Annotated in this window: 15 protein-coding genes and 1 tRNA gene; 6 read left to right on the top strand and 10 right to left on the bottom strand. The window is 59.6% G+C overall.

Annotated elements, in window-relative coordinates; translation table 11 throughout:
• Positions 1–317: 317 nt before the first annotated feature.
• From DXH95_RS14130 to DXH95_RS14100, 7 genes are read right to left on the bottom strand one after another with little or no spacing between them, the layout of a single operon-like run.
• A complete protein-coding gene (locus DXH95_RS14130; RefSeq protein WP_115550138.1) occupies positions 318–3,011 on the bottom strand; it encodes a DEAD/DEAH box helicase in 2,694 nt (897 codons plus the stop codon).
• Complete coding sequence (locus tag DXH95_RS14125; protein WP_115550137.1) at positions 3,011–4,648, bottom strand: site-specific DNA-methyltransferase; 1,638 nt, start codon at positions 4,646–4,648, stop codon at positions 3,011–3,013. The genes DXH95_RS14130 and DXH95_RS14125 overlap by 1 nt, the downstream gene beginning before the upstream one ends.
• A 7-nt stretch (positions 4,649–4,655) precedes the next feature.
• Positions 4,656–6,974, bottom strand: coding sequence for an AAA family ATPase (locus DXH95_RS14120; protein ID WP_115550136.1), 2,319 nt, complete (start codon positions 6,972–6,974; stop codon positions 4,656–4,658).
• A complete protein-coding gene (locus tag DXH95_RS14115) occupies positions 6,971–7,156 on the bottom strand; it encodes a hypothetical protein (RefSeq protein WP_115550135.1) in 186 nt (61 codons plus the stop codon). The genes DXH95_RS14120 and DXH95_RS14115 overlap by 4 nt, the downstream gene beginning before the upstream one ends.
• Positions 7,153–10,029: an SNF2-related protein gene (locus DXH95_RS14110; protein ID WP_239016667.1), complete on the bottom strand. Its 2,877-nt coding sequence runs from the start codon at positions 10,027–10,029 to the stop codon at positions 7,153–7,155. Before DXH95_RS14110 ends, DXH95_RS14115 begins: the two co-directional genes overlap by 4 nt.
• Positions 10,013–10,189, bottom strand: a complete 177-nt coding sequence (locus DXH95_RS14105) for a hypothetical protein (RefSeq protein ID WP_239016666.1) — start codon at positions 10,187–10,189, stop codon at positions 10,013–10,015. Before DXH95_RS14105 ends, DXH95_RS14110 begins: the two co-directional genes overlap by 17 nt.
• A complete protein-coding gene (locus DXH95_RS14100; protein WP_115550133.1) occupies positions 10,180–11,646 on the bottom strand; it encodes a Fic family protein in 1,467 nt (488 codons plus the stop codon). The genes DXH95_RS14105 and DXH95_RS14100 overlap by 10 nt, the downstream gene beginning before the upstream one ends.
• A 221-nt stretch (positions 11,647–11,867) precedes the next feature.
• Here DXH95_RS14100 and DXH95_RS14095 point away from each other — a divergent pair, with 221 nt between their 5' ends.
• Positions 11,868–15,920: a hypothetical protein gene (locus DXH95_RS14095; protein WP_115550132.1), complete on the top strand. Its 4,053-nt coding sequence runs from the start codon at positions 11,868–11,870 to the stop codon at positions 15,918–15,920.
• A gap of 222 nt (positions 15,921–16,142) precedes the next feature.
• Here the strand turns inward: DXH95_RS14095 and DXH95_RS14090 are convergent.
• The 3 genes from DXH95_RS14090 to DXH95_RS14080 form a co-directional block, all read right to left on the bottom strand.
• A tRNA-Leu gene (locus tag DXH95_RS14090) sits at positions 16,143–16,227 on the bottom strand.
• 60 nt (positions 16,228–16,287) lie between these two features.
• Positions 16,288–17,550, bottom strand: a complete 1,263-nt coding sequence (locus DXH95_RS14085) for a site-specific integrase (RefSeq protein ID WP_239016665.1) — start codon at positions 17,548–17,550, stop codon at positions 16,288–16,290.
• A 217-nt stretch (positions 17,551–17,767) separates the two neighbouring features.
• Complete coding sequence (locus DXH95_RS14080) at positions 17,768–19,189, bottom strand: coniferyl aldehyde dehydrogenase (RefSeq protein ID WP_239016664.1); 1,422 nt, start codon at positions 19,187–19,189, stop codon at positions 17,768–17,770.
• A 130-nt stretch (positions 19,190–19,319) separates the two neighbouring features.
• On the opposite strand from DXH95_RS14080, the gene DXH95_RS14075 reads away from it, so the two are divergent.
• From DXH95_RS14075 to glnA, 5 genes are all read left to right on the top strand, one after another.
• The gene (locus DXH95_RS14075) at positions 19,320–20,510 is read left to right on the top strand and encodes an acetyl-CoA C-acyltransferase (protein ID WP_115550130.1); all 1,191 of its coding nucleotides are present in this window, start codon (positions 19,320–19,322) and stop codon (positions 20,508–20,510) included.
• A 10-nt stretch (positions 20,511–20,520) separates the two neighbouring features.
• A complete protein-coding gene (locus tag DXH95_RS14070) occupies positions 20,521–21,186 on the top strand; it encodes a DJ-1/PfpI family protein (RefSeq protein ID WP_115550129.1) in 666 nt (221 codons plus the stop codon).
• A gap of 78 nt (positions 21,187–21,264) precedes the next feature.
• Positions 21,265–23,454 carry a PQQ-dependent dehydrogenase, methanol/ethanol family gene (locus tag DXH95_RS14065; RefSeq protein ID WP_115550128.1) on the top strand — a complete coding sequence of 730 codons (2,190 nt, stop codon included), beginning with the start codon at positions 21,265–21,267 and terminating at the stop codon, positions 23,452–23,454.
• A 188-nt stretch (positions 23,455–23,642) separates the two neighbouring features.
• Positions 23,643–23,981: a P-II family nitrogen regulator gene (locus DXH95_RS14060; protein ID WP_115550127.1), complete on the top strand. Its 339-nt coding sequence runs from the start codon at positions 23,643–23,645 to the stop codon at positions 23,979–23,981.
• 70 nt (positions 23,982–24,051) lie between these two features.
• Positions 24,052–25,461 carry a type I glutamate--ammonia ligase gene (glnA, locus tag DXH95_RS14055; RefSeq protein ID WP_115550126.1) on the top strand — a complete coding sequence of 470 codons (1,410 nt, stop codon included), beginning with the start codon at positions 24,052–24,054 and terminating at the stop codon, positions 25,459–25,461.
• Positions 25,462–25,504: the final 43 nt, after the last annotated feature.

Below are 25,504 nucleotides of genomic sequence, written 5' to 3'. Positions count from 1 at the left end.
CAGTCGAAGATCATCGAGACAACCCCGCCGCGCAGCGGCCGAACAGGAAACGGCACCCTTGCACGGCGCGACGCCGACGGACGCCCTGCGCCCGGACCTGTGGGCCAGCGGGCGTCCGGCCAGAAGAGACGCAAGAGTGCCCGCGGGTCAGCACAATGACGCCGCACCCTCAGGAGCGCGTAGCGCGGGACAGAGTGCGTCCTTTGAGAATCCCGCTCATGCTCCTACGCTCCCGATCGTCACCCGAAGGGCCAAGACTACAGGCTTGGTGCGCGCAGCGCATAGAGCGGGTCGCCGTCAGGCAGCGCCGAAACGCCTCAGCCAAACTGCTTTGCAAGAAAATCCAACGTCATATTCTCTGCAATCGCATCGTGCGGAATCAGCACATATTGCCACGGCTTTCCGCCGTAAGACCGTGCGTGTTCACTCGCCCAGGCACACCACTGGATTGCAACGTCGCGCTTCGCCAGAACATCCTTGTCCTGCATCTGCGTTGCCATCTTGGGTTCGAGCATCAGAATTCGATCCTCGGTCTCAGCAACAAAATCGGGCTGATATTCCAGATGGTCATGGCCGCTGCGATAATACATCTGGAATTGGCCCTTGGCGGGCCGCAGCCATTTCAGCGCCTCGCGTTCAAGGATGACCGCCAGCTTGCGTTCGGAATCCGAATGGAATTTCGCCACCGTCGATAGGCATTTGGCAAAACCGCCGAACAGATACCGCGCCATGTTGCTCTTGTCGGCAGGAGGCACCCGGTAATCGAGCGGGGCTTCGCGGGATGTGGTGAAGGCGGTTTCCTTGAGTTCGGTGAAGCCCTCACGGACCTCGTGATGATATTCGACCGCCTCATCTTTCCAGAAATGATCCTGCATCTGCGCGTGAACCGCGCGCGCGATCTCGCGCTGATGCAACGACAAGACCTGTCCCGCATCCTCCTCGGAGAGATAGGATAGCAGGTGGCGGACGACCTGCCCGGCAAGCTCGTAGAGCAGGTCGGCATGTTCGTCATAGGCGATGTCGGAAAAGTCGATCAGGCCGCTGACGACATAATCCTCAAGCCGGTCTTCAAGCAGATTGCCTTGCGACAAGCCGATGATGTCCACCCGATCCGTCCGCAGATGCTTGGCCCAAAGCTCATCACTCGGCGCGGTATAGCGCATCCCGGACAGGTCTAGTGTGAACGGCTTGAAGCCCGCTTTTACCTCGCCTTTGGGCATGACGGTAATGCGTGGAATGTCGATCGTCCGGGCTTCCATCAATTTCGCCGTCGCGGCAGCGACGGCTTCAAAATCAGGCGCGGGCTTGGCAATTCCGTCGAGTTCGAGCTGCGGCGCCTGATACTGGCTGCGCACGTCGCGCACGACCTGTTCAAGCACTTCGGGGCGGGACAGGTAGGATACGCTCGGCACCTTGGCGGGTTCTCGCGCCAGCCTGCGGAACGCATCATAGGCAAGCTGAGCCACGCGAACATCGTTCGGGTCAGTGAAGGCTGGGGTCGGCGCGGGGCCGGAGGCGGTGGCTGCATCCACGCTCGGTGCGGATTGCAGGCCAAGGCTGCCCAGGATCGTCGGCGAAGCAACGACGGTCACGGTCTTCCGCGAAAGGTCGGCCTCATCCAGCACAAGCTGTTTCAGCCGTATCGACGAATTTGGGTTGTTCGCCTCATCAACGATTTCCTGAAAGCGATCGTGCGCGACGATGTTCAGGCGATCGACGGCGGCAACGCCGGTACGCTTGCCGTAGGGCAAGCGCAGCCCGCGCCCGATGCTCTGTTCGATCAGTGTCCGCGCATTGGCGGCGCGAAGCGGGATGATCGTGTAGAGGTTGGTGACGTCCCAACCTTCCTTGAGCATGTTGACGTGAATGACGATCTCGACCGGATTGTCATTGTGTTCGACCGTCAACAGCTTCTCGATCGTCTCCTCTTCCTTCACGCTTGAATCGACCTGGATCACCTTGTCGGCGTAGCGACCTTCAAAGAAGGCGGCTGACTGGATCAGCTTCATCAATTCCGCCGCATGGGTCGTGTCGCGCGCGATGACCAGCACGAACGGCTTGACGATCCGCTCGCCGTTTTCGCGGGCATAGGTTTCCAGATCGACCTTGACGCTTTCATGGAGGCGAACGCCGTCCTCCAGCTTCATGGTCTGGATGGCTTCAGGCAATTTGCCCGTCGGATTGAAATCCTTGCGGGTGACGACAGCGGGTTCCTTGACGAAGCCATCCTCCATTGCGCGGGCCAGCGGATAGTCGAGGATGACGTTCTTGAACGCGACTGGCCCGCGCGTGCTTTCGACGAAAGGCGTCGCGGTCAGCTCAAGACCAAGCACCGGCTTCAACTCGTTGATCGCCCGCATCCCCGCCGTCGCGCGGTAACGGTGCGATTCGTCCATCAACAGCACCAGGTCGGGCAGCGCAGCGAGATAGTCGAAATAGCTCTCGCCGATCTCCTCGCGGAAGGAGCGGATGCGCGGGCTTCGCCCGCCGCGCACTTCCGACGAAATCTTGGCGATGTTGAAGATGTTGATCGTGGTGGGGAAGAGATTGCCGCCCGAGGCGATCTGCCGCTCATAGGTTTCGCCGGTGGTCAGCACCGGCGGTGAAATGGCGAACTCGGCGATGCCCTTGAACACATATTTGGCAGTGTTGGGCGTGAAGTCGGCGATCAGCTTGTTGTAGATCGTGAGGTTCGGCGCCAGCACGAAGAAGTTGTTGATGCCATGCGCGATCTTCAAATAGGCGATGAACGCCCCCATCAGGCGCGTCTTGCCGACGCCGGTGGCGAGCGCGAAGCACAGCGAGGGGAAGTCCCGCTCGAAGTCGACCACACCGGGATATTCGCTGGCGATGATCTCCTTCGCGGCGGCAAGGTCAGTTGCATGATGCGGCGGCACGATCTCGGTCACGCGATCGAGAATTTCGAGACTGCGACGCTGCGGCGGACGCAGGCTCAACCGGCCAGAGATCGCGTTGACGTGGCGCTGGTTGGGCGACGGAGGATTGCTCATTAGCCGTCCTCCCCGTCGAACAGACCGCCTTGCGCGGGCGGTGGCGGCGCGGGTTCCGGCTCGGCCATCGGCAGATTGGCGACGTTGAGCGAATAATCGTCATGCCCCCATTCGCACTTGCTGCGGATGTGGTTGGGGATTTTGCGCAAAGTTAGGTTGGGCCAAAGATCGGCATTGCCTCGGAACGCGGCGCACAAGATCAGCAGTGAACGACCTTCGCCGACATCCTCGGACAGCGCAGCCAGTTCCTCCGGCCCCAGGGTCTGCGTGGTGACATAGAGGAAGTCGGTTTCGGACGAATGGCCCTGCTGCCAATAAACGCTATCGCTCGGCGCATAGGTAAAGCCCTCCAGCTTGCACAAAGCCTGCGCCAGCATGGCGGCGTCATACTCGCGGCTGATGACCTCCCGGCCCCATTTGTCGGTTTCGAGCAAAGAGGGTGCCAGCTCGTAATAGCGGAATCCGCCGCCGCCCTTCCACTCAGCCGACTTGCTGATGCCACCCTGATCGCTGCCGTCGATGACCTGCTGCAAGCGCGGCACGATATGCGAGGTGCAATGGTCCCCCAGCTCGACCATGATCCAGCGACGGCCCATCTTATGCGCTACAGCGCCCGTGGTGCCGGAGCCGGCAAAGGAATCGAGAACAAGATCGCCGGGGTTGGTGGCGATGTGCAAAATGCGGTTGATGAGCCTTTCCGGCTTGGGGGTCGGGAATGGGTCAGCCTTCCCGTAAATGCCGTGCATTTCCTTCATGGCTTCGTCGGTGTGACCGACTTCCTCATGAGGCCACCACGTCCAAGGCACAAGTCCTTCGACTTCATCGAGGAACCTGATTATGTTTGGCTGACTGTTACCATCCTTGCCGAAATAAATGCGCCCTTCATCGAGCAGCTTCTTAAATTCGGGCTCGATAGTTGACCAACAGCGCCCTTCGGGCGGCACATGAACTGCACCGCCAGGGGCAACGATCTCATACATCTGATTTGGTCGATAACCCTGGGCGGTCATCGGGATTCCGCGCCATCGCCCCCTCGGATGGTTATTCGGGTTTTTGTAAATCTTCTCCTGCGCTTCAGTCATCGGAACCCGATTTCTGACGCGCTTAAACCGCAACGATTCTTTGGCGTAAATCAGAACGTAGTCATGTGCATCGCCAATCGCCTCGCGGTTTTCCCGCGAATATCGTTTTTGCCAGACGGCACTCGCAACGAAGTTCGGTCGGCCAAAAATCTCGTCGCACAGCACTTTCAGGTAGTGCGCTTCATTGTCGTCGATGGTGATCCACAGCGAGCCATCATCTGACAGCAAGCGGCGGATGATCTCCAGCCGGTCGCGCATCAGGCCCAGCCAGATCGAATGCTCCAGCCCATCATCATAATGGGTAAAGGCGCTGCCGGTGTTGTAGGGCGGGTCGATGAAGACGCACTTCACCTTGCCCGCATAATCCGCCTCCAGCGCCTTGAGCGCGAGCAGATTGTCGCCGTGGATCAGCACATTGTCGAAAATGTCTGCATCCGAAACCCGCGCGGCGGCGTGATAGCTCTTCGCCGGGTCTTCGATCAGGATACGCGGCTCCAGCCGGGGCCGGTTCTCCTTCCCCACCCATGTTAGTTCGAGTTTCTGTTTTTTGGTCATGGGGTGCCTATTTGGGTTCCTTCAGGGGGCGCATCCGGCGCGTTCCGCCGCTGTTCGCCCAATGATCGCCGGATCGGTCGCTCGTCGGCCAGCCATGATCGGGGCAGATCATGGCGTCCGCCAGCGCCATGACGTGATTGGCAAAGGCCAGCGCCTTCGCATCGGGAACGTCAAACCCATCGGTGTTGAAATGCGCACCGACTTCGTTGCGCACGGTCACGATGGCGGAAATTTCGTCCAGGATCGGCTTGAATTGGATCTTGTCTTTGACGGTCACGGTCGTCCCGTCGCTCTCGACGATTTCGATATGCAGCTCGTCTCGCAATTTGCCTTTGACGTAGGGCAACAAATCCCCAAGCGCGTGCCTGCCGTTCGGTTTGAACGGCAATCGGCACGCATAGCGTTCAGCCACGAAGATCAGCAGCGCCTCCAGAACCACACCCGCCTTCCCGACAATGGCTTGCAGGTCTTGCGGCTGTTGGAGCGTCATCGCTCGCAGGCGTTCGGTTTCGGGAATTGATCCGGTCGCTTGAATCACACCATCAAGCCCGGTGCCGAGCAGATGCACGAACTGGCAGGGATGGACGCCCTTGATCATTCCCCAGCGATATTTGTGCCGCCAAGGCCCGTAGTGCGTGGTGATAAGCGTGTGACGAAATTCCTTCGTCGTCGCGCAGATCATCTCAATCACCCGATCGACATGCGGTTCATCGACACTGCCTAGCACGTCATCCAGGATCAGCACGGTTTCATCGGGCTTCTCCCGCAACGCCAATGCGAGAAAGATGCAAAGTCCGAGCGTGTCGAGGTGCGACTGGCTGAAATAGGCTTGCGGCGGCGCGTCTTGCCCGGAAAATTCCGCGTTCAGGTCAATCGAAGCGCGCTTCGCATGGTCAATTGCCAGCGCGATCTTGTCCTTGCCCTCGCCCTTATGGACTTTCTCATACAGCTCACCGACCTTCGCCGCGATTTCGGCGATGATGTTGTCGGTAAAAGCCTGCCGCTGGCTTTTCACCAGCGCATAGGCTTGCTCCAGTTTTGGGATAAGCGCGCCGAGTTCGGCAACCTTTGCCGTGTTATCGTTGTAGCGTTGCAGTGCGCGTCCCGCGTTTTCCCGACGCTCTTTACCCTGCCGCAACGATGCTTCGATGTCCTTCCACTTGCCATGAAGATCGTTGTTGGCATCCAGCCAAACCTGCAAATCCGCGATGGCCTGCGGCGGCAGGGATTCGGGAAACGTGTATTTCTGATCCCAGGCGAAACCCGTCCTGGCCGACTGATAGCCGGTCAGGTTTTCCGCATAGCCGGATTGCAGAAGCGCCAAGTCCGCGCTGGCCCGATCAAGCGTCGAGCGGCACTTGTCGAGTTTGGCCTTCGCCGCGCGGACCGCTTCAAACTGACTGAGTCGATCCTTGATCGTGGTTGCCAATCCGGGGGCCCGCTCGGCGCTTTCGCATAGGGGGCAAACATCGGTATTGGGATGTGCTTCAAGATAGTGTTGCCCCGCCTCCAGCACTGCGACCAGTTCATTGGCGCTCGCCGTCGCGGCGCTGGCCGATGCAGCCATTTCCGCTTGGGCCGTGTCGAAATCCGACTGCGCCGTGGCGACGACGGATTCACGCGCCAGAAGCTGACCGGGGTAAGCGCACAGCGCCTGATACTGAACGACAAGCATATCGACGGCAGCTTGTTCCTGAGCCTCATTCCCCTCGGGCTGGGCCAGCAGCTCTGCGGCCCATTCTGCTGGATTTTGCCCCGGCGCATTGCCTGCCGAAGCATAAACATCGGCAAGCGCCGTGTAGCTCCCAAACACCTCTTTGCCAGCATCGACCTTTTCGGCTTCGAGGTCGCCAACAAGTTTCTTTAGGTGCGCCTCCGATTGCTCAAAGGCCGTTATGTCAATAAACTTGGCGATGGCCGTATATCGTTCGCCAGGCGTCGCTTCGACGAAATCGAGCATCTGCTTGCGACGCATAATTGCTAGCCGCGGCCGCCCAGATTCCGGCGTCACCATGACATTTTTGCCGCTCAGCTTGCCGGTGCAGGCCGCGCCCTGCGCGGTTTCCAGCGAAACCGCCAAGTCCTCTGGCTTCTTCTTCGCACTATTCAGGTATTTATGCCGGGTCGCATCGATTCCCTTGTCCTTGAGCGACCCTGCCTCTCCCTTTGCGAGAACCTCGAACGCATCGCAGATGGTCGTCTTGCCGGTGCCATTCTCACCATAGACGATGGTCAGCTTCGTCTTCGGCTCGAAGTCCAGCTTGAAGGTTTCGGAAGCACCACGAAACGCCGTCAGCGTGAGGGATTTTAGGGGCGCCACGGTCATGCCTCACCTGCCTTTTCGGCACTCAAGTCAATTTCCAGCCGCCAATCTTCACCCTTCATCTGCCCGGCGGCGATCTTGGCAATTACGGAATCCCGCTTCTCCGCACGGATCAGGCCAGACTGGATCAATTGATCCACGGTCAGCTCGGCCAACTTTGCCGATGGCACTGCATCATCGCTCATTTCACACTCCACCGGATCGTAAACAGCGGCTTGGTCTCCGCGCTCTGTTCCAGCTTACCCTCGATCTGGGAAATCAACACCGCCCGCTGCTCGTCGATCTTATCCTGCGCGTCGAACAACGAACGGCGCTTGTTCGAGCGTTCGGTTTCGAGCGCCTTGACCGCCTTTTGCCCCGCCAGCTTGTCTTCCAGCGTTTGCGCCAGGGTGGCGGCGCGGCGGGCTTCCTTGATCTGGCGATCAAGCTCCTTCAGCTCCCGCTCCAGGCCGACTTTCAAATCGTCCGCCCATCCATCGAGCTTGTTGGCCTCGATCTCGAAGAAACGAGCATTGCGTTCGGATATGTCGCGCCGGATGCGGGCCTGTTGCTCCGCCAGCGACTGCCCAAGCGCGGCGGCGACCGTATCGGGCTCCGTGGCCGATCCAGTGACATTGCCGGCGATCGTCATCATCCGCGAGGTCGCCTCGGCGCTGAGCACCGTGCCGTCGTCGGTCGTTCCCGCGAGCAACAGGTGATCCTCACTCTGGCCCAACGCCTCGACCGAAAGCATCGACGCTGCGAGCCAGCCCGATTGGCCTTTCAGTAGTTCGATTTGGGAAATGCGCCCTTCATGCCCTGAATAATCGAAGGCGATCTCGACAACGGGCAGGTCGCGCGATTGCGCGCGGGCAACGATGGCCTGACCGAGCGGATGATTGACGCGGAACAGATGCGCGTCGCCGGTGCGGCGCGGCAATTCATACAGGCCGGTGGGAACGCCCTCGCCCGAAAGCCAATGCGGAACGGCATTGAGCCGGAACGAAGATGAGTCGATGAAGTCGGCATCACCGTCCAGCTCATGCGCCGCCAATTTCATCAACTGCCGCTCGAACTGGCTGAGGTGCAAGTTCGTGTCGGCATTGCGCATCTTGAGCTTCTCGCGCACCTCGTCATCGAAATTCTCAAGCAGCTTGCGCCGTGCGTGAGTCATCGCCTCATTGATCTCAAGGGTGAGTTCGAGCTGGAGTTCGTCGAACGCGGACTTGATCTCGTCGGTCTGGCGGCACTGCTGGTAGATACCGGCGATCCGCTTCTCGAAATCGACGCCCGATTCAATTGCACCTAGCACTTCGTCGCTCGCGCCGAACACGCCCTCGAACAGCTCGAATTTCTCGGAAAGCAATTGATAAACGCGCTGGTCGGCTTCGTTCTTCCGATTCAGGAAATTGACGACGACGACATCGTGCTTCTGGCCGTAACGATGACAGCGCCCGATGCGCTGCTCGATACGTTGCGGATTCCACGGTAGGTCGTAGTTCACGACCATCGAGCAAAATTGAAGATTGATGCCCTCTGCACCGGCCTCGGTGGCGATCATTATCCGGCCCTGCTCGCGGAAATAATCGACCAGCGCGGAGCGCATATCGGCGGTTCTGGACCCCGTTACACGATCCGAACCTTCGTGGCGGGACAACCATTCACGGTAGATCGCCTTCGACTCGTCATCTGTGTTGGTGCCGTTGAATAGGACGATTCGGTCGGCGAACGGGCTGTCGGCCAGAACCCGCAGCAGATAGGATTGGGTGCGACGCGATTCAGTGAAGATGATCGCCTTTTCATCGGCACCCAAATCGCGCGCCTTGGCGAAGCCGACTTCAAGGGCTTTCAGAAGCGCCTTGCCCTTCGCGTTTTGCTCGATGGAGGCCGCGAGAGCGGCAAAGTCGCGCAGCTCGGCGATCTCGGTTTCGAGCGCGCGTTGATCTGCTTCGGTAAGCGGTTCGACGTCGTCATCGGCCCATTCTTCGGCCGTCTCGGCAAGGGTTTCATAGTCCTCGTCGAGTTCATCGACGAGTGACTGTGGAGGGCGGGCCTGATCCAACCGCTTCTGGAGCCGGTTGGAAATCGACTGCAATGCTCCCGCAATCGCGAAAGTGGATGAAGCAAGCAGCTTGCGCAGAACGAGCGTCATCAACGACCGTTGGCTGGGGGGCAGCGCTTGGAGATTCTCGCGCTGCAAATACTCGGTCACGAGATTATAGAGCCGATCTTCCGCGTCGTCCGGGCTGAACTCCTCCAAAATCGCATGACGCTTGGTGTAGGGGACATAGGCTGTCACCTGCCGACGAAGCGTCCGGTGACAAACCGGCCGCAACCTCTCGCGCAGAATCTCGAAGGTGCGTTCCTGCGACAGATTGGCGAATTGCTCGCGAAAGCTCTTCAAATCGCCGAACGTATGTTCGTCGATGAAGCTGACAAGTCCGAACAGTTCAAGCAGTGAGTTTTGCAGCGGCGTCGCCGTCAGCAAGAGTTTGTGCCGCTCCGCCAGGGCCATCTTCAGCGTGTTGGCGATCACATTCGACGGCTTATAGACGTTCCGCAGCCGATGAGCTTCGTCGATAACGACGAGATCCCACGGCGTGGAATGCACGTCTGCCGCCTTGTTTCGGGCAAACTGGTAGGAGCAGATCACGACACTGCCATTCATGTCGAACGGTCGGAAATCGCCTGCCTTGACGGCGGCGTTGTATGACTTCGATTCAATGATGGAGCAGGGAATGAAGAACTTTTCGTTCAATTCCTGATACCACTGCTTACGCAGATTGGACGGAGCGATGATCAACACGCGCCGTTTGCCCTCGGCCCAGCGTTGGGAAATGACCAGGCCCGCTTCAATGGTCTTTCCAAGACCGACCTCATCAGCGAGCAATGCCCCTTTCGACAAGGGAGAAGCGAACGCGAACAGGGCCGCATCAACTTGATGCGGGTTCATATCCACCTGCGCGCCAGCGACTGCTACCGCCAGCTTATCGTTGCTGTCGGATGACCTCCGCCGAACAAGATCGCTGGCCAAGTATTTTGAGTGATAATCTGTAATCATTTCATTCTTCACCGGCACTTTGATCGAGCGTTACTTCTACTGCAAGCCGATACCGCGCATTACGCCGCTCGCCGGTGCGGATAAGCACACCCTTCTCCACAAGATCGGCAAGATCGCGCGTTGCTGTGGCAAGTGCCGCCCCGGTGATCGTCCGGTAATTTCCGGCATTCAACCCCATTTGAGCTTGGCATCGCTGCCTTCGGCGAACGCATTGGTCGCCGCCAAATCGGCGCGCGCGCGCTCCAGATCGGTCCAGTCCATCCGATGGGTGTAGGATTGCGCGACATCGAGCATCCGAATGAGCGGATCGGTGAGGCCATTATGCGAGAATGCCTTGAGCGCCCCCAGATAGTCGGTTCGATAGGCCGTGGGGATGATGATGCGTTCCTGATCGCGCGCCACGAGTTCGGCATTCATCATGATCCGCGCGATCCGCCCGTTGCCATCGGCGAAAGGATGCACCTCCGCGACCAGCACCATCATATAGACAGCGCGCTGGAACGGATCGTCCAAGGCCTGAAGAAACTCGAAGCCGCGCTCCAGGGTGCCATCGACCAGATCGGGCGCAACAAACACCGTGTTACCCGCGCGATTTTCCCGCTCCTTGAACGCGCCGGGCGCTTTGTCCGGGCGGGCTTCCATCACCCTCGCGTGGCGCTGGCGCAGCAGGTCGCGGAAGCCCGTGAAGTCGGTCGGAAGCACCTTGAGATGCGCCAGATCCGACACGACGCGAAATGTCCCCAGGACATCGTGCGCGTCGGCGGGCCGTTCTTGCGGGATGACGCCCTCAAAGACGATTTCGGCGGCTTCTTCGACTGTAAATTCAGTGCCTTCGATGAAGTTCGAGAAATAGGCTTCAAAAAAAGCAAGTGTCGCGCTCGCTTCACCGTCGCGTTCGGGCGCTGGCCGGCGCTCGACGAACGTGTCACGCAGGGCCGCGAACAGAGTCTCGAACAGGCGGATTCGGTCGGGATCGAATGGCTGACCGGCATGGCGCGCCTTGCCAACCGCACTTGACAGGTCGCCGTCGCGGGTGCCGAGCAAACTGCCGATCAGCTCATTGAGTTCGGCGGCTTCCGCCTCATATCCCAGCTTCGGTGCGATTGCCTTGGCATCGTCGCGCAGCCGGTTTGCAGCGGCCTCGCCTTGCTGGCGGATCAGCGCATCGAGGCGTTTTTCAAGTTCGTCGCGCGACATGGTGCGAGTCAGCCGTCCGCCCCGCGCGCGCGATTCCCGCAGATTCTCAAGATAGGCGCGGGGGATGGACGCGAGCCTTACGCCGCTGAACGGTCGATCGCTGTCGATCGGCTTTGGCCCAACGCGCGGCCGGAAGGTCAAGCCGGGTAACTCGACCTCACGCCTCTTGGCTGAAATCAGAAACACCGAGCCATCTTCGGCGGGTTTGTTCTCAAGCGCAGTTCGATCCGCGATCACGGCATCGGGATAGTAGGAGGCGATGAGGTTATACCAGTTGCGCCTGATAAGGCGCTTGGGATCCTCGGTCAGATTCCGCGTGTAGAGGCGTGACCCGAGCTTACGAAGCTTCCCTCGCTCGACCGCTTCGTAAACGGTCTTGGAGATCGAGCTGTCCGAGACGAAGACCTCTGGCAGCGCAGCAAGGGAAAATTCGGACATTAGCGCCTCCGCCTGAGGTCCATATCCGAATTTTCGGGATTTAGCAATCGCAAAATCCGAAAAAACGAGACTTAGTATTTGGGCAGGTGAAATCAGTCCCGCCAACACCCGAGTTTTCGAGATTTATCATGCCACAATTCCGAATTTTCGATCATTAAGCATTCGACTTGCGTAGATGAAGCGCTTTCTGTATTATATTTCAATACAGGATACATTCAACGATGACTCAAGCTCAAATTGGTGCGGCTATCAAGGCCGGAATGGGAAATGTCTCGATTAGCGAGGCCGCGCGCCGATTGAAGGTCGCCCGACCGGGTCTGTCGAACCTCATCGCGGGAAAAGCGCGTCTGACCAAGGCAATGGCGACCAAACTGGCGAACGAGTTTCCTTTGGATGGCGAAGCGCTGATGCACGACCAAGGCCGGGTCGATGCCGAAACAGTCAAGCACTCCCGCGAAGCGGCTGCTTCCGCCGATGCCGAATCCGAGTGGAAACGCAATGCGGCGGACTATCACGACATCACCTCGACCGACATCGCACGCTGGGCGGAAACCAGTCGCGCGCGCGCCGTGCTGCCGGTCTTGGTGAGGCGACTGGTCTATTCGGTTATGCCGAATGCGAAGCTGGTCGACTTCCCAGGGCACGATGCCGGGCAGCGTCCCGGTTGGGACGGGCGCGTGGAAGCGCCACAAAGCAGCCCGTGGGTTCCCGAGGGCGCTTCGGGGTGGGAACTGAGCGTTTCCAGTGACCTTCAGGGAAAGCCTACAGCCGATATTGCCGAGCGACGCAAACTGTCGGCCGCCGAGCGGCGTTCGACGACATTCATTTTCGTGACCGCGCGAAATTGGCCGGGAAAGACGGCGTGGATCGAAAAGCAGCAGGCAATCGGCGATTGGCTCGACGTTCGCGCCTATGACGCCGCCGATCTCGCACAATGGCTGGATCAATCCGCACCGACGCAGGCGTGGTTTGCACATGAACTCAACCGATCTGTCGATGGTGTTCGGCCGATGGATGAAGTGGCGCGATCCTGGGCGGAGGCGGCTCAGCCCGCACTATCGGCAAAGCTGTTCGAACCCGCCGTCGAGGCCCATCGGACCCGATTGCAAGAATGGCTGGCGTCGCCTGGCGAGCGGCCGTTCGTCGTCGTCGCCGACTCGGTCGATGAGGCGACGGCCTTCCTGTCGGAAGCGCTCAAAGAGCCGGACGGCAGCATCGGCGTCGCGGCAAGCGCGGCCTGCGCGGTTTCGTCCCCCGATGCGTTGCGCCGGCTGGCGGCGGCGGCACCCAATTCGATCCTGATTACCGAAAATGCCGCAACCGAACTTGCCGCGTCGGGTCTCTATCGCTCGCACCGCATCATTACCGCGCGCGCGCGCACGACGGTCGAGCAGGATCCCGACATCGCGCTTGAGCCACTCGGGGACGAGGCGCTCGACGCGGCGCTGGAGGACATGGGGATCGCCCGCGACGACTGGCCGCGCTGGCGCGCTGAGGCGGGCAATTCGCCAACGATCCTGCGCCGTCGGCTCGCGCTGTCGCCCGAGCTGCGCCGTCCGGCATGGGCGCATCGCGCGGACCTGCTCAGAAAGCTCGTGCCGATCTTCCTGGCTGGCGCATGGAAGCGCGACACTGCCGGCGACGCGAATTGCGTCGAACTTCTTGCGGAGAAAAAATACCCGGAAATCGAGCGCGATGTAGCCGAATTGGCGGCGCTCGCCGATGCACCGGTTTGGGCGATCGGGAACTACCGCGGGCTTGTGTCGAGAAAGGATGCGCTCTTCGCGATCGCCGATGCAATCACGCCCGAAGACTTCGACTCCTTTCTGAAACTCGCGGAACTGATGTTCTCGCTCGATGATCCGCAATTCGACCTTCCTGTCGAGGAACGGTGGCGTGCGAACATTCTCGGAAAGCGACCCGAAGTTTCGGGCGCGCTGCGTCAATCGGTGGGCGAGTTGCTCGTCCTATTCGCGCTCTATGGGGATCGGCTGGTCGGCGCACGATTGGGAAACATTGCCGCGCGTATCGAGGGACTCGTCGGCAGGGTTCTGAAGGGCGTCGATGCGCGAACCTGGTTGAGCCGCCAAGGCGACCTCCAACTGCTCGCCGAGGCGGCACCCGACGCGTTCCTGAACGCGGTCGAAGCCGATCTGAAATCGGCAAACCCGCAAATCCTCGCGATGCTCCGACCGGTCGGCAGCGCTCTGTTCGACGGACCGGATCGCACCGGCCTGCTGTGGGCTTTGGAGCTTGTCGCGTGGCATCGCGACAATTTCGGCCGGGTGTTCGACATATTGGGGCAGTTGAGCGAAGTCGCCATCGACGACAACTGGATGAACAAGCCCGAGAATTCGCTGCATTCTCTGGTGCGATTCTGGTGGCCTCAGACGGCCGCTCCACTCGACGACCGACTCCGCAAGATGGAGACATTCGCCCGAACCGGCTCGAATGCCGCGTGGAAGCTGCTGATGGCGCAGTTGAGCAATCACGGCTTCGCCAGTGCCAACGCGCATCCGCGTTGGCGCAATGACGCCGCCGGCAGCGATGCGCGCCCGGTTCATGCCGATCAGTTCGCGACGCGGCGTAAGGCGCTGGATCTGCTCCTCGCCTGGCCCAAATACAGCATAGATCAGCTCGGGCAGATGTTCGAGCAGTTCAGCGAATTCCCCGACGAAGATCGCAACAAGCTCATCGACCGGGGGGAAGCCTGGCTGGCGGCCGACGCGTCCGATCTCGATCGATCCGAACTCGCCGAGCGGCTTCGGCGATATACGGTACGGCACAAGCGTCGCGGCGCCGAAGGCGCGGAAATGGATCGCATCGTCGACTTCGCGGCAAAGCTGGTGCCGGAAGACCTGTTGATGCGGCATCGGTGGCTGTTCGCCGACTATTACGTGCCCGAGGCGCGTGGCGAAATCGAAGACGAGAAATTCGACTTCGAGGCCCGCGACAAGCGAATCAGCAAAGCCCGCGAGATCGCAGTCGCCGAGCTCTATGCCGCGCGCGGGCTGGACGGCGTGGTGGCGCTGCTCAAGATCGGCAAGGCGCATGGCGCGGTCGGTCATGCACTCGTTCAGGTGATCGAACCAGGCAAGGAAAGCGAGACCATCGCCGGCCTGCTAGCGTGGCCGGAAGGCGAGATGGCTCCGGCGATCGACTCCTGTCTGCTTTCCATGATCCACCGCGCTGCCGCCGACGTTCGTGACGGGCTCTTGAGCGATGCTTCGCGCAGCGACGATTATGCCTTGCGGTTGTTTCTGGCCGCGCCCTTCGATCGATCGACCTGGGAACTGATGGAACGCGAACGTCCGTCGATCTCGCGCGACTACTGGAAGAAAGTGCCGCTCCAGCCTTGGCATCTGGAAGAGTCCGATCTCAGTTACATGATCGATCGGGCCTTGGGGGCGGACCGGCCGCTCGCGGCTTTTCAGGCGGTCAGCGGGATCGCCAAAAAGGCGGACCCGGCGGACTTGACGCGCGTGCTTCGCGCGATCCCGAACGCGCGCGCAGAAGAAGCCCAAGCGGTCAGGATCGATGCCTGGCATATCGGCGAAGCGCTCGCGGCCGTCGCCATTGACGATGCGATGCCCCTTGCCGAGCGCGCGCAACTCGAATTCCTGTTTCTCGACGGGCTGCGGCACGATCAGCATGGCATTCCGGCCTTGGAAGCGCTGATCGCGAGCGATCCAAACGAGTTCGTGCATCTCGTGAAATTGCTTTTCAAACGCGACGATGGTTCATCGGACTCGACGGATGACGACGCGTCGCCGGAGCAGCGGCAAGCGTTCCTGACTAAGATTTGGAACTTGCTGGACCAGTTGGCCCGCATTCCGGGCATGCGTGAAGATGGCAGCATCGACACAACTGCGCTGCTGACCTGGATCGTTGCGGCACGGGAAGGATGTGCGGGTGTGGGTCGACAGGACTCTTGCGACCGCCGCATCGGAACCCTGCTCGCCAAGTCACCCGACGGCAAAGATGGTCATTGGCCCCACCCGGCCGTGCGCGACGCGCTCGATGCGATCGGGACTGAAGCCGTTAAATCCGGTTTTAATATCGGCAAATGCAATAGCCGAGGCGTCGTATGGCGTGCGCCCGGCGGCGGACAGGAACGTGATCTCGCCGACCGTTTTCGAAGCGATGGCGAAGCAATCCGCCACGACCATCCTTTCACCGCGCGATGCCTGTTCGAGCTTGCCGCCGACTATGACCATCAGGGTCAATGGCACGATACCGATGAAGCGATTAGAAAGCGCCTTGGCCGCCCCTGATTTCGCTGCGGTGCGCCCCGATCTCGGCCTGATCGATAGACGCTTCGCGGATTCGATGTGGGCGATGGCCGAATCCCGTCCGGGATTCCAATGGCCAGCATGACAATGCCGTTCGATTGTCATTTCGCCGGACGCGGGGCGCGGCCAGTGCGGGCCGCCATGCCCCGCTCGGGCATGATCCCGCCACCGTGCGGTGGCGCAAATGGATCATGCCGAGAGGGCTGGTGCGGGCGGTGGGGATCGAACCCACACTCCTTGCGGAACGGGATTTTGAATCCCGCGCGTCTACCAATTCCACCACGCCCGCATTGCGACCGGCCTATAGCGGCGCGATCAAATTGCGCAACGGGAAAAGCAAACTTTGCAGCTACTTCATTGGCTTCGTAGCCTTCTTTCGCGCGGTATCTGCCGTAGGCCGCGCCTTGCGGACATTGACAGCAGATGCGTCGATGTTGTTCTTCAAATGCCGCCCGTAGTATTTCTCGATCATCTCGACGCTGGTGCGGCAGTTCTTGGCGACCTGATAGATGTCCGCGCCTTCGAGCAAGCGAAGGCAGATGTAGGTATGCCGCAGGCTGTAACAGGTGCGGATATGACCATCGCGGTCGAATTTCAGGTTCAGCTCGTCGAGGACAGTGTTCATCAACTCACGCGGCGATTTGCCAAATACCCGGTCGGTCGGCTTCAATCCCTTGCGCTTGCGAATCCGCTCGAAGGGCATGATCGCGCCGGGCATCGACTTGCAGAAGCCGACGCCGCGCTTGCCGCGCACCTCGATTTCCAGGATGCGCTCGCCGGTCGATTCGTCCTTCACGATCTTGACGTCGCGCAGCTCAAGCCGCGCTGACTCGTCGGGGCGCAGGCCGGTGTTACCCATGAACAGAACATAGTCGTGGAAGTTCTCGCAAACCTCGCGCCAGCGGGGCTTGGGCGGGTTCTTCGCCCGCTCGCGCGTAGCCTCGTAGAGCAGCTTGTATTCCTCGGGCGAGAACCAGGCGCGATGCTCCAGCTTGCCGGATGTCTTGTAGGGCGCGGACATATCCGGGATCGCCGCGATCCAGCCCTTGCGGTTGGCTGTCTTCAATATCTGACGCAGCGTGACGATCTCATGGTGCAAAGTCGCGCGGGCCGGTTTTTTCACCTTGCCGGTCTTGGCATCGACCCGCGATGTCTGGCGATGCGCGCGATATTCCTGAACCTTGCCCGCCGTGATGTCCTCAAGCGCGGTATCGCCAAAGAACGGAGTCAAGTGAACGCGGATGATGTCGGACTTCGATTTCACATAGCCGGCGTTGCGCTCGCCCATCGTGATGACTTCGAACTCACTGGTGAAGGCCGTTGCCGCATCCTCAAAGCTGGGTCCGGTCGGCTTTGGCCGACGACGGCCATCCATCACCTGGCCGGGCTCGGCAACTACAGGCTGGGCGGAACCGTTGATCAAGGAGACGCCGCCGCGACGGCGCTGACGGTCCTCGACGCACCGCTCCATATACCAATCGCGCGCAAAATCCTTGGCAGCGGCAAGGCTCGTCTCCTTGGTCGTCTGCCGGTGGTTGCGGCTGCCGAGGTAGGTCGAGCATTGCCAGAAGCGGCTTCCCTCACGCCGATAGACGTGCAGCGCGCCATCCATCAAAACATGGCTTTCGACGGGCATTGCGAAACTCCAAAGTGTGTAAGACTTGTGTAAGTCTTTTTCGGAGTCTCGACCTTACCTAAACCGTTGGTTTTACGTGGTTTTTGGCTTAGAAAAATAGGTAGAAGGCGATTTTGAGTCGAGCGCGTCTACCAATTCCACCACAGGGGCGTTGCGCGGGAGCCTCTAGCGAAGCTCCCGCCCGGGCGCAAGCCTACTTGCGCAATTCGCGTTCGAGAGTCTTGTGGGTAGACTTGCCATAAGGGGGCTTGAAGCCAGCCATCCCGGCGATATCCATCGCAGGCTGGCGATACACGGCACGCATATGGCTGAAAGTCTTGAATCCATCCTGCCCATGATAATTACCCATGCCTGACGGGCCAACGCCGCCAAAAGGCAGATCTTCCATTGCGTTATGGAAAAGCACATCATTGACCGTCGCGCCGCCGGAAATTGTCCGGGTGAGCACGCGACTCTCCTCGGCCTTGTCGTTGCCGAAATAATAGAGGCCCAGCGGACGATCATGCGCATTCACATAATCGATCGCTTCTTCCATCGATGAATAGGTCATCACCGGAAGGATCGGGCCGAAGATTTCCTCCTGCATCACTTTCATGTCTTCGTTCACATTGCGAACGATGGTCAGTGGCATCTTGTTGCCGTTTGAAGAGGCAAAATCCTCATTCGCCGGGTTTACTTCGATCAGTTCGGCACCCTTTTCCTTCGCATCCGCAAGATAGCCCTGCAGCCGATCATAATTGCGGCCATTCACCACTGACGTGTAATCGTCATTATTGAGCAGTTTGGGATAGAGGGTCGACACTCCATTCACGACGCCGTCGATCATTTCCTGCTCCTGCTCCTTGGCAACAAGCAGATAGTCAGGCGCGAGGCATATCTGCCCTGCATTCATCATCTTGCCCAACGCGATGCGTTCGCCCGCCTTTTTCTTGTCTGCACTGCGCCCGATGATGGTCGGCGACTTGCCGCCAAGTTCGAGCGTGACGGGTACGAGATTATCGGCTGCGGCGCGCATGATATGTTTGCCAACGCTGGTTGCGCCAGTGAAGATCAGGTGATCGAACGCAAGTTTTGAAAAGGCCGTGCCGACTTCGACCCCGCCGGTAAACACCGCCATTTCTTCTTCGGCGAAATATTTGGGTACGGCTTCAGCAAAAACTTCCGCCACGCGCTCGGTATATTCGCTCGGCTTGATCATCGCGCGGTTACCCGCCGCCAATATGCCCGCCATTGGCACCATCACCATGCCGATCGGAAAATTCCAGGGCGCGATCACGCCCACCACGCCCTTGGGCTGGTACACGACATCGGCCTTGGCGCCGATCAACCCTAGCGGGAAAGTTGGCTTGCGCTTTTCATTTCGGGCCCAGCTTTCGAAATGCTTCTTCGCATGCTTGAGTGCGCTGACCGACGGCATGATGTCCGTCATCAGCGTCTGTTCTGTGCTGCGATGGCCGAAATCAGCCGACACCGCTTTGGCGAATTCATCCTTATAATCGACCAGCAATGCAATGGCGCGGTCCATGCGATCTCGGCGCACGGACATCGGTTCGGGCATTGCCGCAGTAAAGGCGGCTTTTTGCTTTTCTAATATGGTCTGCATATCGGCGGTCATATCACTCTCCTGATTTAATCGCTGGATTAACATTTCTGGATACGAATGCAACGCGCCTGCGCATTGTGTTGCGGCTTGCACGGGATTAAGGGCGAATCCGTAACGTCTCCCAAGCCAGAGGAATGCATCCATGAGCAGCACCGATCCCGTCGTCATCCTTTCTTATGCCCGCACCCCGATGGGCGGCATGCAAGGCGTGTTTTCTGACGTCGCCGCGACTGATCTGGGCGCGACAGCCGTCAAGGCGGCGGTTGAGCGTGCTGGCGTATCGGGCGACGATATCGAGCGTATCTATATGGGCTGCGTGCTGCCTGCCGGCCTCGGTCAAGCCCCTGCCCGTCAGGCGGCACTCAAGGCTGGCCTGCCGAAGTCGGTGCAAGCCACCACGGTCAACAAGGTGTGTGGCAGCGGTATGCAGACCGTCATAATGGGTGCAGAAGCCATTGCAGCCGGATCGGTAGATTATGTCATCGCAGGCGGCATGGAGAGCATGACCAACGCCCCTTACATTCTGAAAAAGCACCGCAGCGGCGCACGCATTGGCCATGACACCGCCTATGACCATATGTTTCTCGATGGCCTCGAAGACGCCTATGAACCCGGTCGCGCGATGGGCACGTTCGCGCAGGAAACGGCGAACGAATATCAACTGACGCGCGAAGATCAGGACAATTATTCGATTGAATCACTGCGCCGTGCACAGGAAGCAATTTCCTCGGGTGCTTTCGTTTCGGAAATCGTGCCGGTGAAGGTAGTCAGCCGTGCTGGCGAAACCGTTGTCGATACCGACGAGCAACCCGGCAAGGGCCGCCCGGACAAAATTCCGACGTTGAAGCCTGCCTTTGCCAAGGATGGCACAATCACTGCCGCCACCTCATCATCGATCTCGGATGGAGCAGCCGCGCTCGTCCTATCGCGCGCTTCGACCGCTGCAGCAAAGGGCCAGACCCCGGTCGCGCGTATCGTGGCGAGCGCTGCGCATGCGCAGGAACCATCGGCATTCACCACGGCTCCGGTCGGCGCGATCAACAAATGCCTGGCCAAGGCTGGCTGGAGCATCGCCGATGTCGACCTGTTCGAGGTCAACGAAGCCTTTGCCTGTGTAGCCATGTTCGCGATGCGCGACCTTGGCATTCCGCATGAGAAGATCAACGTCCATGGCGGTGCGACGGCGCTGGGACACCCCATTGGTGCCTCGGGCGCGCGCATTATCACCACGCTGATCGGCGCGCTGAAGCACAAGGGGCTGAAGCGCGGCGTTGCCAGCCTTTGCATCGGCGGCGGTGAAGGTACGGCGATTGCGATTGAACTGGTAGATTGATACCGCGCAGATGAACATCGTCTTCGTCCTGTTCGACAATGTCACCCAGCTCGATTTTTCGGGACCGGTGCAGTTCCTCTCGCGTCTGCCCGGCGCGAAGACGCATGTTGTGAACAAGGATGGGAAAGCGGTTTCGACGGATTGCGGTTTTGCAATCGTACCAACCGGCAGTTTTGCGGAGTGCCCCCAAGCAGACATAATCTGTGTTCCGGGTGGCCATGGCGTACGGCAGGCGATTGCCGATGCTGCGATCGTAAATTTTGTCCGTGAGCAGGCGACGGCTGCAACTTGGGTGACCAGCGTCTGCACCGGTAGTTTCATCCTTGGCGCCGCCGGATTGCTCCACGGCAAACGCGCAACGACGCATTGGGCCTATACCCAATTGCTTCCCCTTTTTGGCGCGACGCATGAGGAAGCGCGTGTGGTGCGCGATGGCAATCTGGTCACGGCGGGCGGTGTAACCTCCGGCATCGATTTCGCGCTGGAACTGATTGCGATGGCGCAGGGGGAAGATGTTGCCCGCACCATCCAGCTCGCACTCGAATATGATCCCGCACCTCCCTTTGACGGCGGCCATCCAAGCCGGACAGCGGCACCGATTGTTTCCGGTTTGCGCGATCGCGTCTATCATAGCGCCGCGGCTGATATGGAAGTCGCCATCAACGCAATCCTCTGAAGCGCAACTTAGCGCTGGACCGACTCTGCATCGCGCGCTAGCGATTTAATCGAGGGATTAAATTCGGGAGAGAGAGCGATGCGTTTTCGGCGTAGTGCGGTATTGGCTTTGGCTGGTGTGGCTGCTTTGGCGGTTTCCGGCTGCAAATTGGCGGACAATAATCCGGGGGCGCAAGATCCCGAATTTGCCAAGATTGACGGCGAATTTCTGAAGACGGGCGGCAATGGCGATGACTGGGCCTTCCCTGCCCAAAGCTATGGCGAGCAGCGCCACAGCCCGCTGACGCAGATCAACGATAAGAATGTGTCCGAACTCGGTATCGCCTGGTTTGCGGATATGCCCGATGCGCGCGGCCATGAATCGACCCCGGTCGAAGTTGACGGCACGCTTTATGTCACCGGCCCGTGGTCCAAGGTTTTCGCTTATGAAGCCAAGACCGGCAAGCCGTTGTGGCAGTTCGACCCCGGCGTCGATAAGGCACGCGGCGTGAAGGCATGCTGCGACGTCGTCAACCGCGGCGTCGCCTTCTGGAAAGGCAAGCTTTTCGTCGGCACCATCGACGGTCGCCTGATTGCCCTTGATGCGAAGACCGGTGGCGAGATCTGGTCTGTGCAGACGCTCGATCCGAAATCAAACGGTACAATCACCGGCTTCCCGCGCGTCGTGAAGGATAAGGTCATCATCGGCAATGGCGGCTCCGAATTCGGCGCACGCGGCTTTGTCACCGCTTATAATGTCGATACCGGCAAGCAGGCCTGGCGCTTCTACACCGTTCCCAATCCCAAGGGCGAGCCCGACAATGCGGCGAGCGACAAGGTGATGAAGGAACTGGCCTACGACACCTGGAGCAAGACGCCGAAGAAAGACGACTGGCGCGATTCAGGCGGTGGCGGCACCGTGTGGGATGCGATTGTCTATGATGCCGAGCTGGATCAGCTTTATCTCGGCGTTGGCAATGGCAACCCCTGGAACCATGGCATCCGTTCGAACAGTGAGGGCGACAACCTCTTCCTGTCGTCCATCGTCGCGCTCGATCCGGATACCGGCGAGTATAAATGGCACTATCAGGAAACCCCCGCCGAGAGCTGGGACTATACAGCGACCCAGCCGATCATCCTCGCCAATGAACAACGCGACGGCAAGAATGTAAAGGTGCTCTACCACGCACCGAAAAACGGTTTCTTCTTCACGCTCGATCGCACCAACGGCAAACTGCTGGCCGCCAATCCGTTCATCAGCGGCATAACCTGGGCGACGGGCTATGACCTCGCCTCTGGCCGCCCGATCGAAAATCCGGAAGCCCGTTATGAAAAAACCGGGAAGCTCTATATGGCGAACCCGTCTGCGCTTGGCGCGCACAACTGGCACCCGATGAGCTACAATCCGGCAACTGGTCTGGTCTATATCCCGGCGCAGCAATTGGGCGGCGCTTATATGCCCCCTGCCGCAGCGAATGAGCAGGGCCGCAGCTCGATGGGCTTCAACACCGGTGGGGCAATTGCTACGGCGGATGTACCTGACGATTTCAACATGGTGAAGGCGATCCAGGCGGTCACCACCGGCCAGCTTGTCGCGTTCAACCCTAAAACCGGCAAGGCGCAGTGGACGGTCAACTATCCCACCCCGTGGAATGGCGGCACGATGACGACGGCAGGCAATCTGGTCTTCCAGGGCAATGCGATGGGCAAATTCCAGGCCTTTGCCGCCGACACCGGCAAATTGCTCTACAGCCTCGACGTTCAGTCGGGTGTACTGACCGGCGCCTCAACCTATCTGGTCGATGGTGAGCAATATGTCGCCTTCATGACCAGCAAGGGCGGCGCCTTCCCGCTAGTGTCGGGCTATGTCGCAGGGGCCAGTCAAGAGGTGCCCAATATCCCGCGTCTGATCGTGCTCAAAATCGGCGCCAAGGGCAAATTGCCGCCGCTGCCTGCCGCTGAAGAATGGGTATGGAACCCACCTGCCCTGTTCGGCAGCCCCGAGATAATCGCAGCAGGTCAATCGAGCTATCAGCGCTATTGCCTGGTCTGCCACGGGCCCGGCGCGGTGGGGACTGGCGTACTGCCGGACCTGCGCAAATCGGGAACCATTGCCGATGCAGCAACGTTCAAGTCGGTGGTGTATGATGGCATTCTCGCCAAGAACGGCATGGCGAGCTTCAAACCGGTGCTGAAGCCGGAGGAAGTTGAAGCCGTCCGTGCCTATCTGACCAGTCGTGCGCATTTCGCCAAGGCCAATGACGCAAAGTTCAAGGTGAGCATCAAGTGATGCCCATGAATCTGGCATTTGCCTAAAAAATAGGCAGCAAAATTCCAGCAAGCCCCGTACGTTATCGTGCGGGGCTTTGCTTTTGCGTGTCTGCGGCGCCGCGGCAAACTGGCACGATACTTGATAAGCTAATGGCATAACACTCGCGCGCGCGGGTTTTCGCGGTGCGCCAAGACCTGAGGAAAGCCATGAAAAAGATCGAAGCGATCATCAAGCCGTTCAAGCTCGACGAAGTGAAGGAAGCGCTGCACGAAGTCGGCGTGTCGGGCATCACCGTGACCGAAGCCAAAGGTTTTGGCCGCCAAAAGGGCCATACCGAACTTTATCGTGGTGCCGAATATGTTGTCGACTTCCTGCCCAAGGTGAAGCTTGAGGTTGTAGTAGACGACGCGCTTGCTGATCGCGTTGTCGAAGCCATCGCGGCCGCCGCACAGACAGGCCGTATCGGCGACGGCAAGATTTTTGTCATCCCTGTAGAAACCGCGCTTCGCATCCGCACCGGTGAGCGCGATAGCGATGCCGTCTAAATCCAAGAAATCCGCCCAAAAATCAAAATCGGGCAAATCCAAACACTCCAAGTCAAAGAAGGAAAGCATCATGGCATCAGCCAAGGACATACTGAAACAGATCAAGGAAAATGATGTCGAGTGGGTCGATCTGCGCTTCACCGATCCCAAGGGCAAATGGCAGCACCTGACGATGTGCGCTGGAGTCCTCGGCGAAGATGAACTTGAAGACGGCCTGATGTTCGACGGATCGTCGATCGAAGGCTGGAAGGCGATCAACGAATCCGACATGATCCTGCGTCCCGATCTCGACGCGGTCTATATGGACCCGTTCAGCGCGACACCGATGATGATCATCTGCTGCGACATCGTTGAGCCATCGACCGGCGAGCTCTATACCCGCGACCCGCGCTCGACCGCGAAGCGCGCTGAAGCCTATGTCAAAGCTACCGGCATCGGTGACACCGTCTATGTCGGCCCCGAAGCCGAATTCTTCATGTTTGACGATGTGACCTTCTACGATGGTTATGATGGCTCGGGCTTCCGCATCGACGACATTGAACTGCCGACCAACACCGGCCGTTCATACGAAACCGGCAACCTTGCCCACCGTCCGCGCGCCAAGGGCGGCTACTTCCCCGTGGCTCCGGTTGACAGCGCCGTCGACATCCGCGGCGAAATGGTCACAACCATGCTCGAAATGGGCCTGCCTTGCGACAAGCATCACCACGAAGTTGCCGCAGCCCAGCACGAACTCGGCCTGACTTTTGGTACGCTGGTGCAGACGGCTGACCGTATGCAGGTGTACAAATATGTCGTGCACCAAGTCGCGCATGCCTATGGCAAGACCGCTACCTTCATGCCGAAGCCGATCAAGTCGGACAATGGCTCGGGCATGCACACCCACATTTCGATCTGGGAAAAGGGCAAGCCGCTTTTCGCTGGCAATGGCTATGCCGGTCTGTCGGACATGTGCCTGTACTTCATCGGCGGCGTCATCAAGCACGCCAAGGCACTGAACGCCTTCACCAACCCGACGACCAACAGCTACAAGCGGCTCGTTCCGGGCTTCGAAGCCCCCGTGTTGCTCGCTTATTCGAGCCGCAACCGTTCGGCTTCGTGCCGCATTCCGTACGGCACCGGTGACAAGGCAAAGCGCGTCGAATTCCGCTTCCCCGATGCGCTCGCCAACCCCTATCTCTGCTATTCAGCGCTGCTTATGGCGGGTTTGGACGGTATCCGGAACAAGATCCACCCCGGCGACGCGATGGACAAGAACCTGTACGACCTGCCCCCGGCAGAACTCGCCCAGGTGCCAACTGTTTGCGGTTCCTTGCGCGAAGCACTCGACAGCCTGTCTGCCGACCATGACTTCCTGCTCGAAGGCGATGTCTTCACCAAGGATCAGATCGAAGCCTATATCGACCTCAAATGGGACGAAGTCAGCCGCTGGGAAACGACGCCTTCGCCGGTCGAGTTCGACATGTACTACAGCGGCTAAGCTGGGGGGCGGCCGCGTTCGAAAAGGCGTCCGGAGAAATCCG

It is taken from the genome of Sphingorhabdus pulchriflava (assembly GCF_003367235.1).
GTDB lineage: Bacteria > Pseudomonadota > Alphaproteobacteria > Sphingomonadales > Sphingomonadaceae > Sphingorhabdus_B > Sphingorhabdus_B pulchriflava.
Note: the sequence above shows the minus strand (reverse complement) of the source record. Positions and strands in the feature narration are given on the sequence as shown.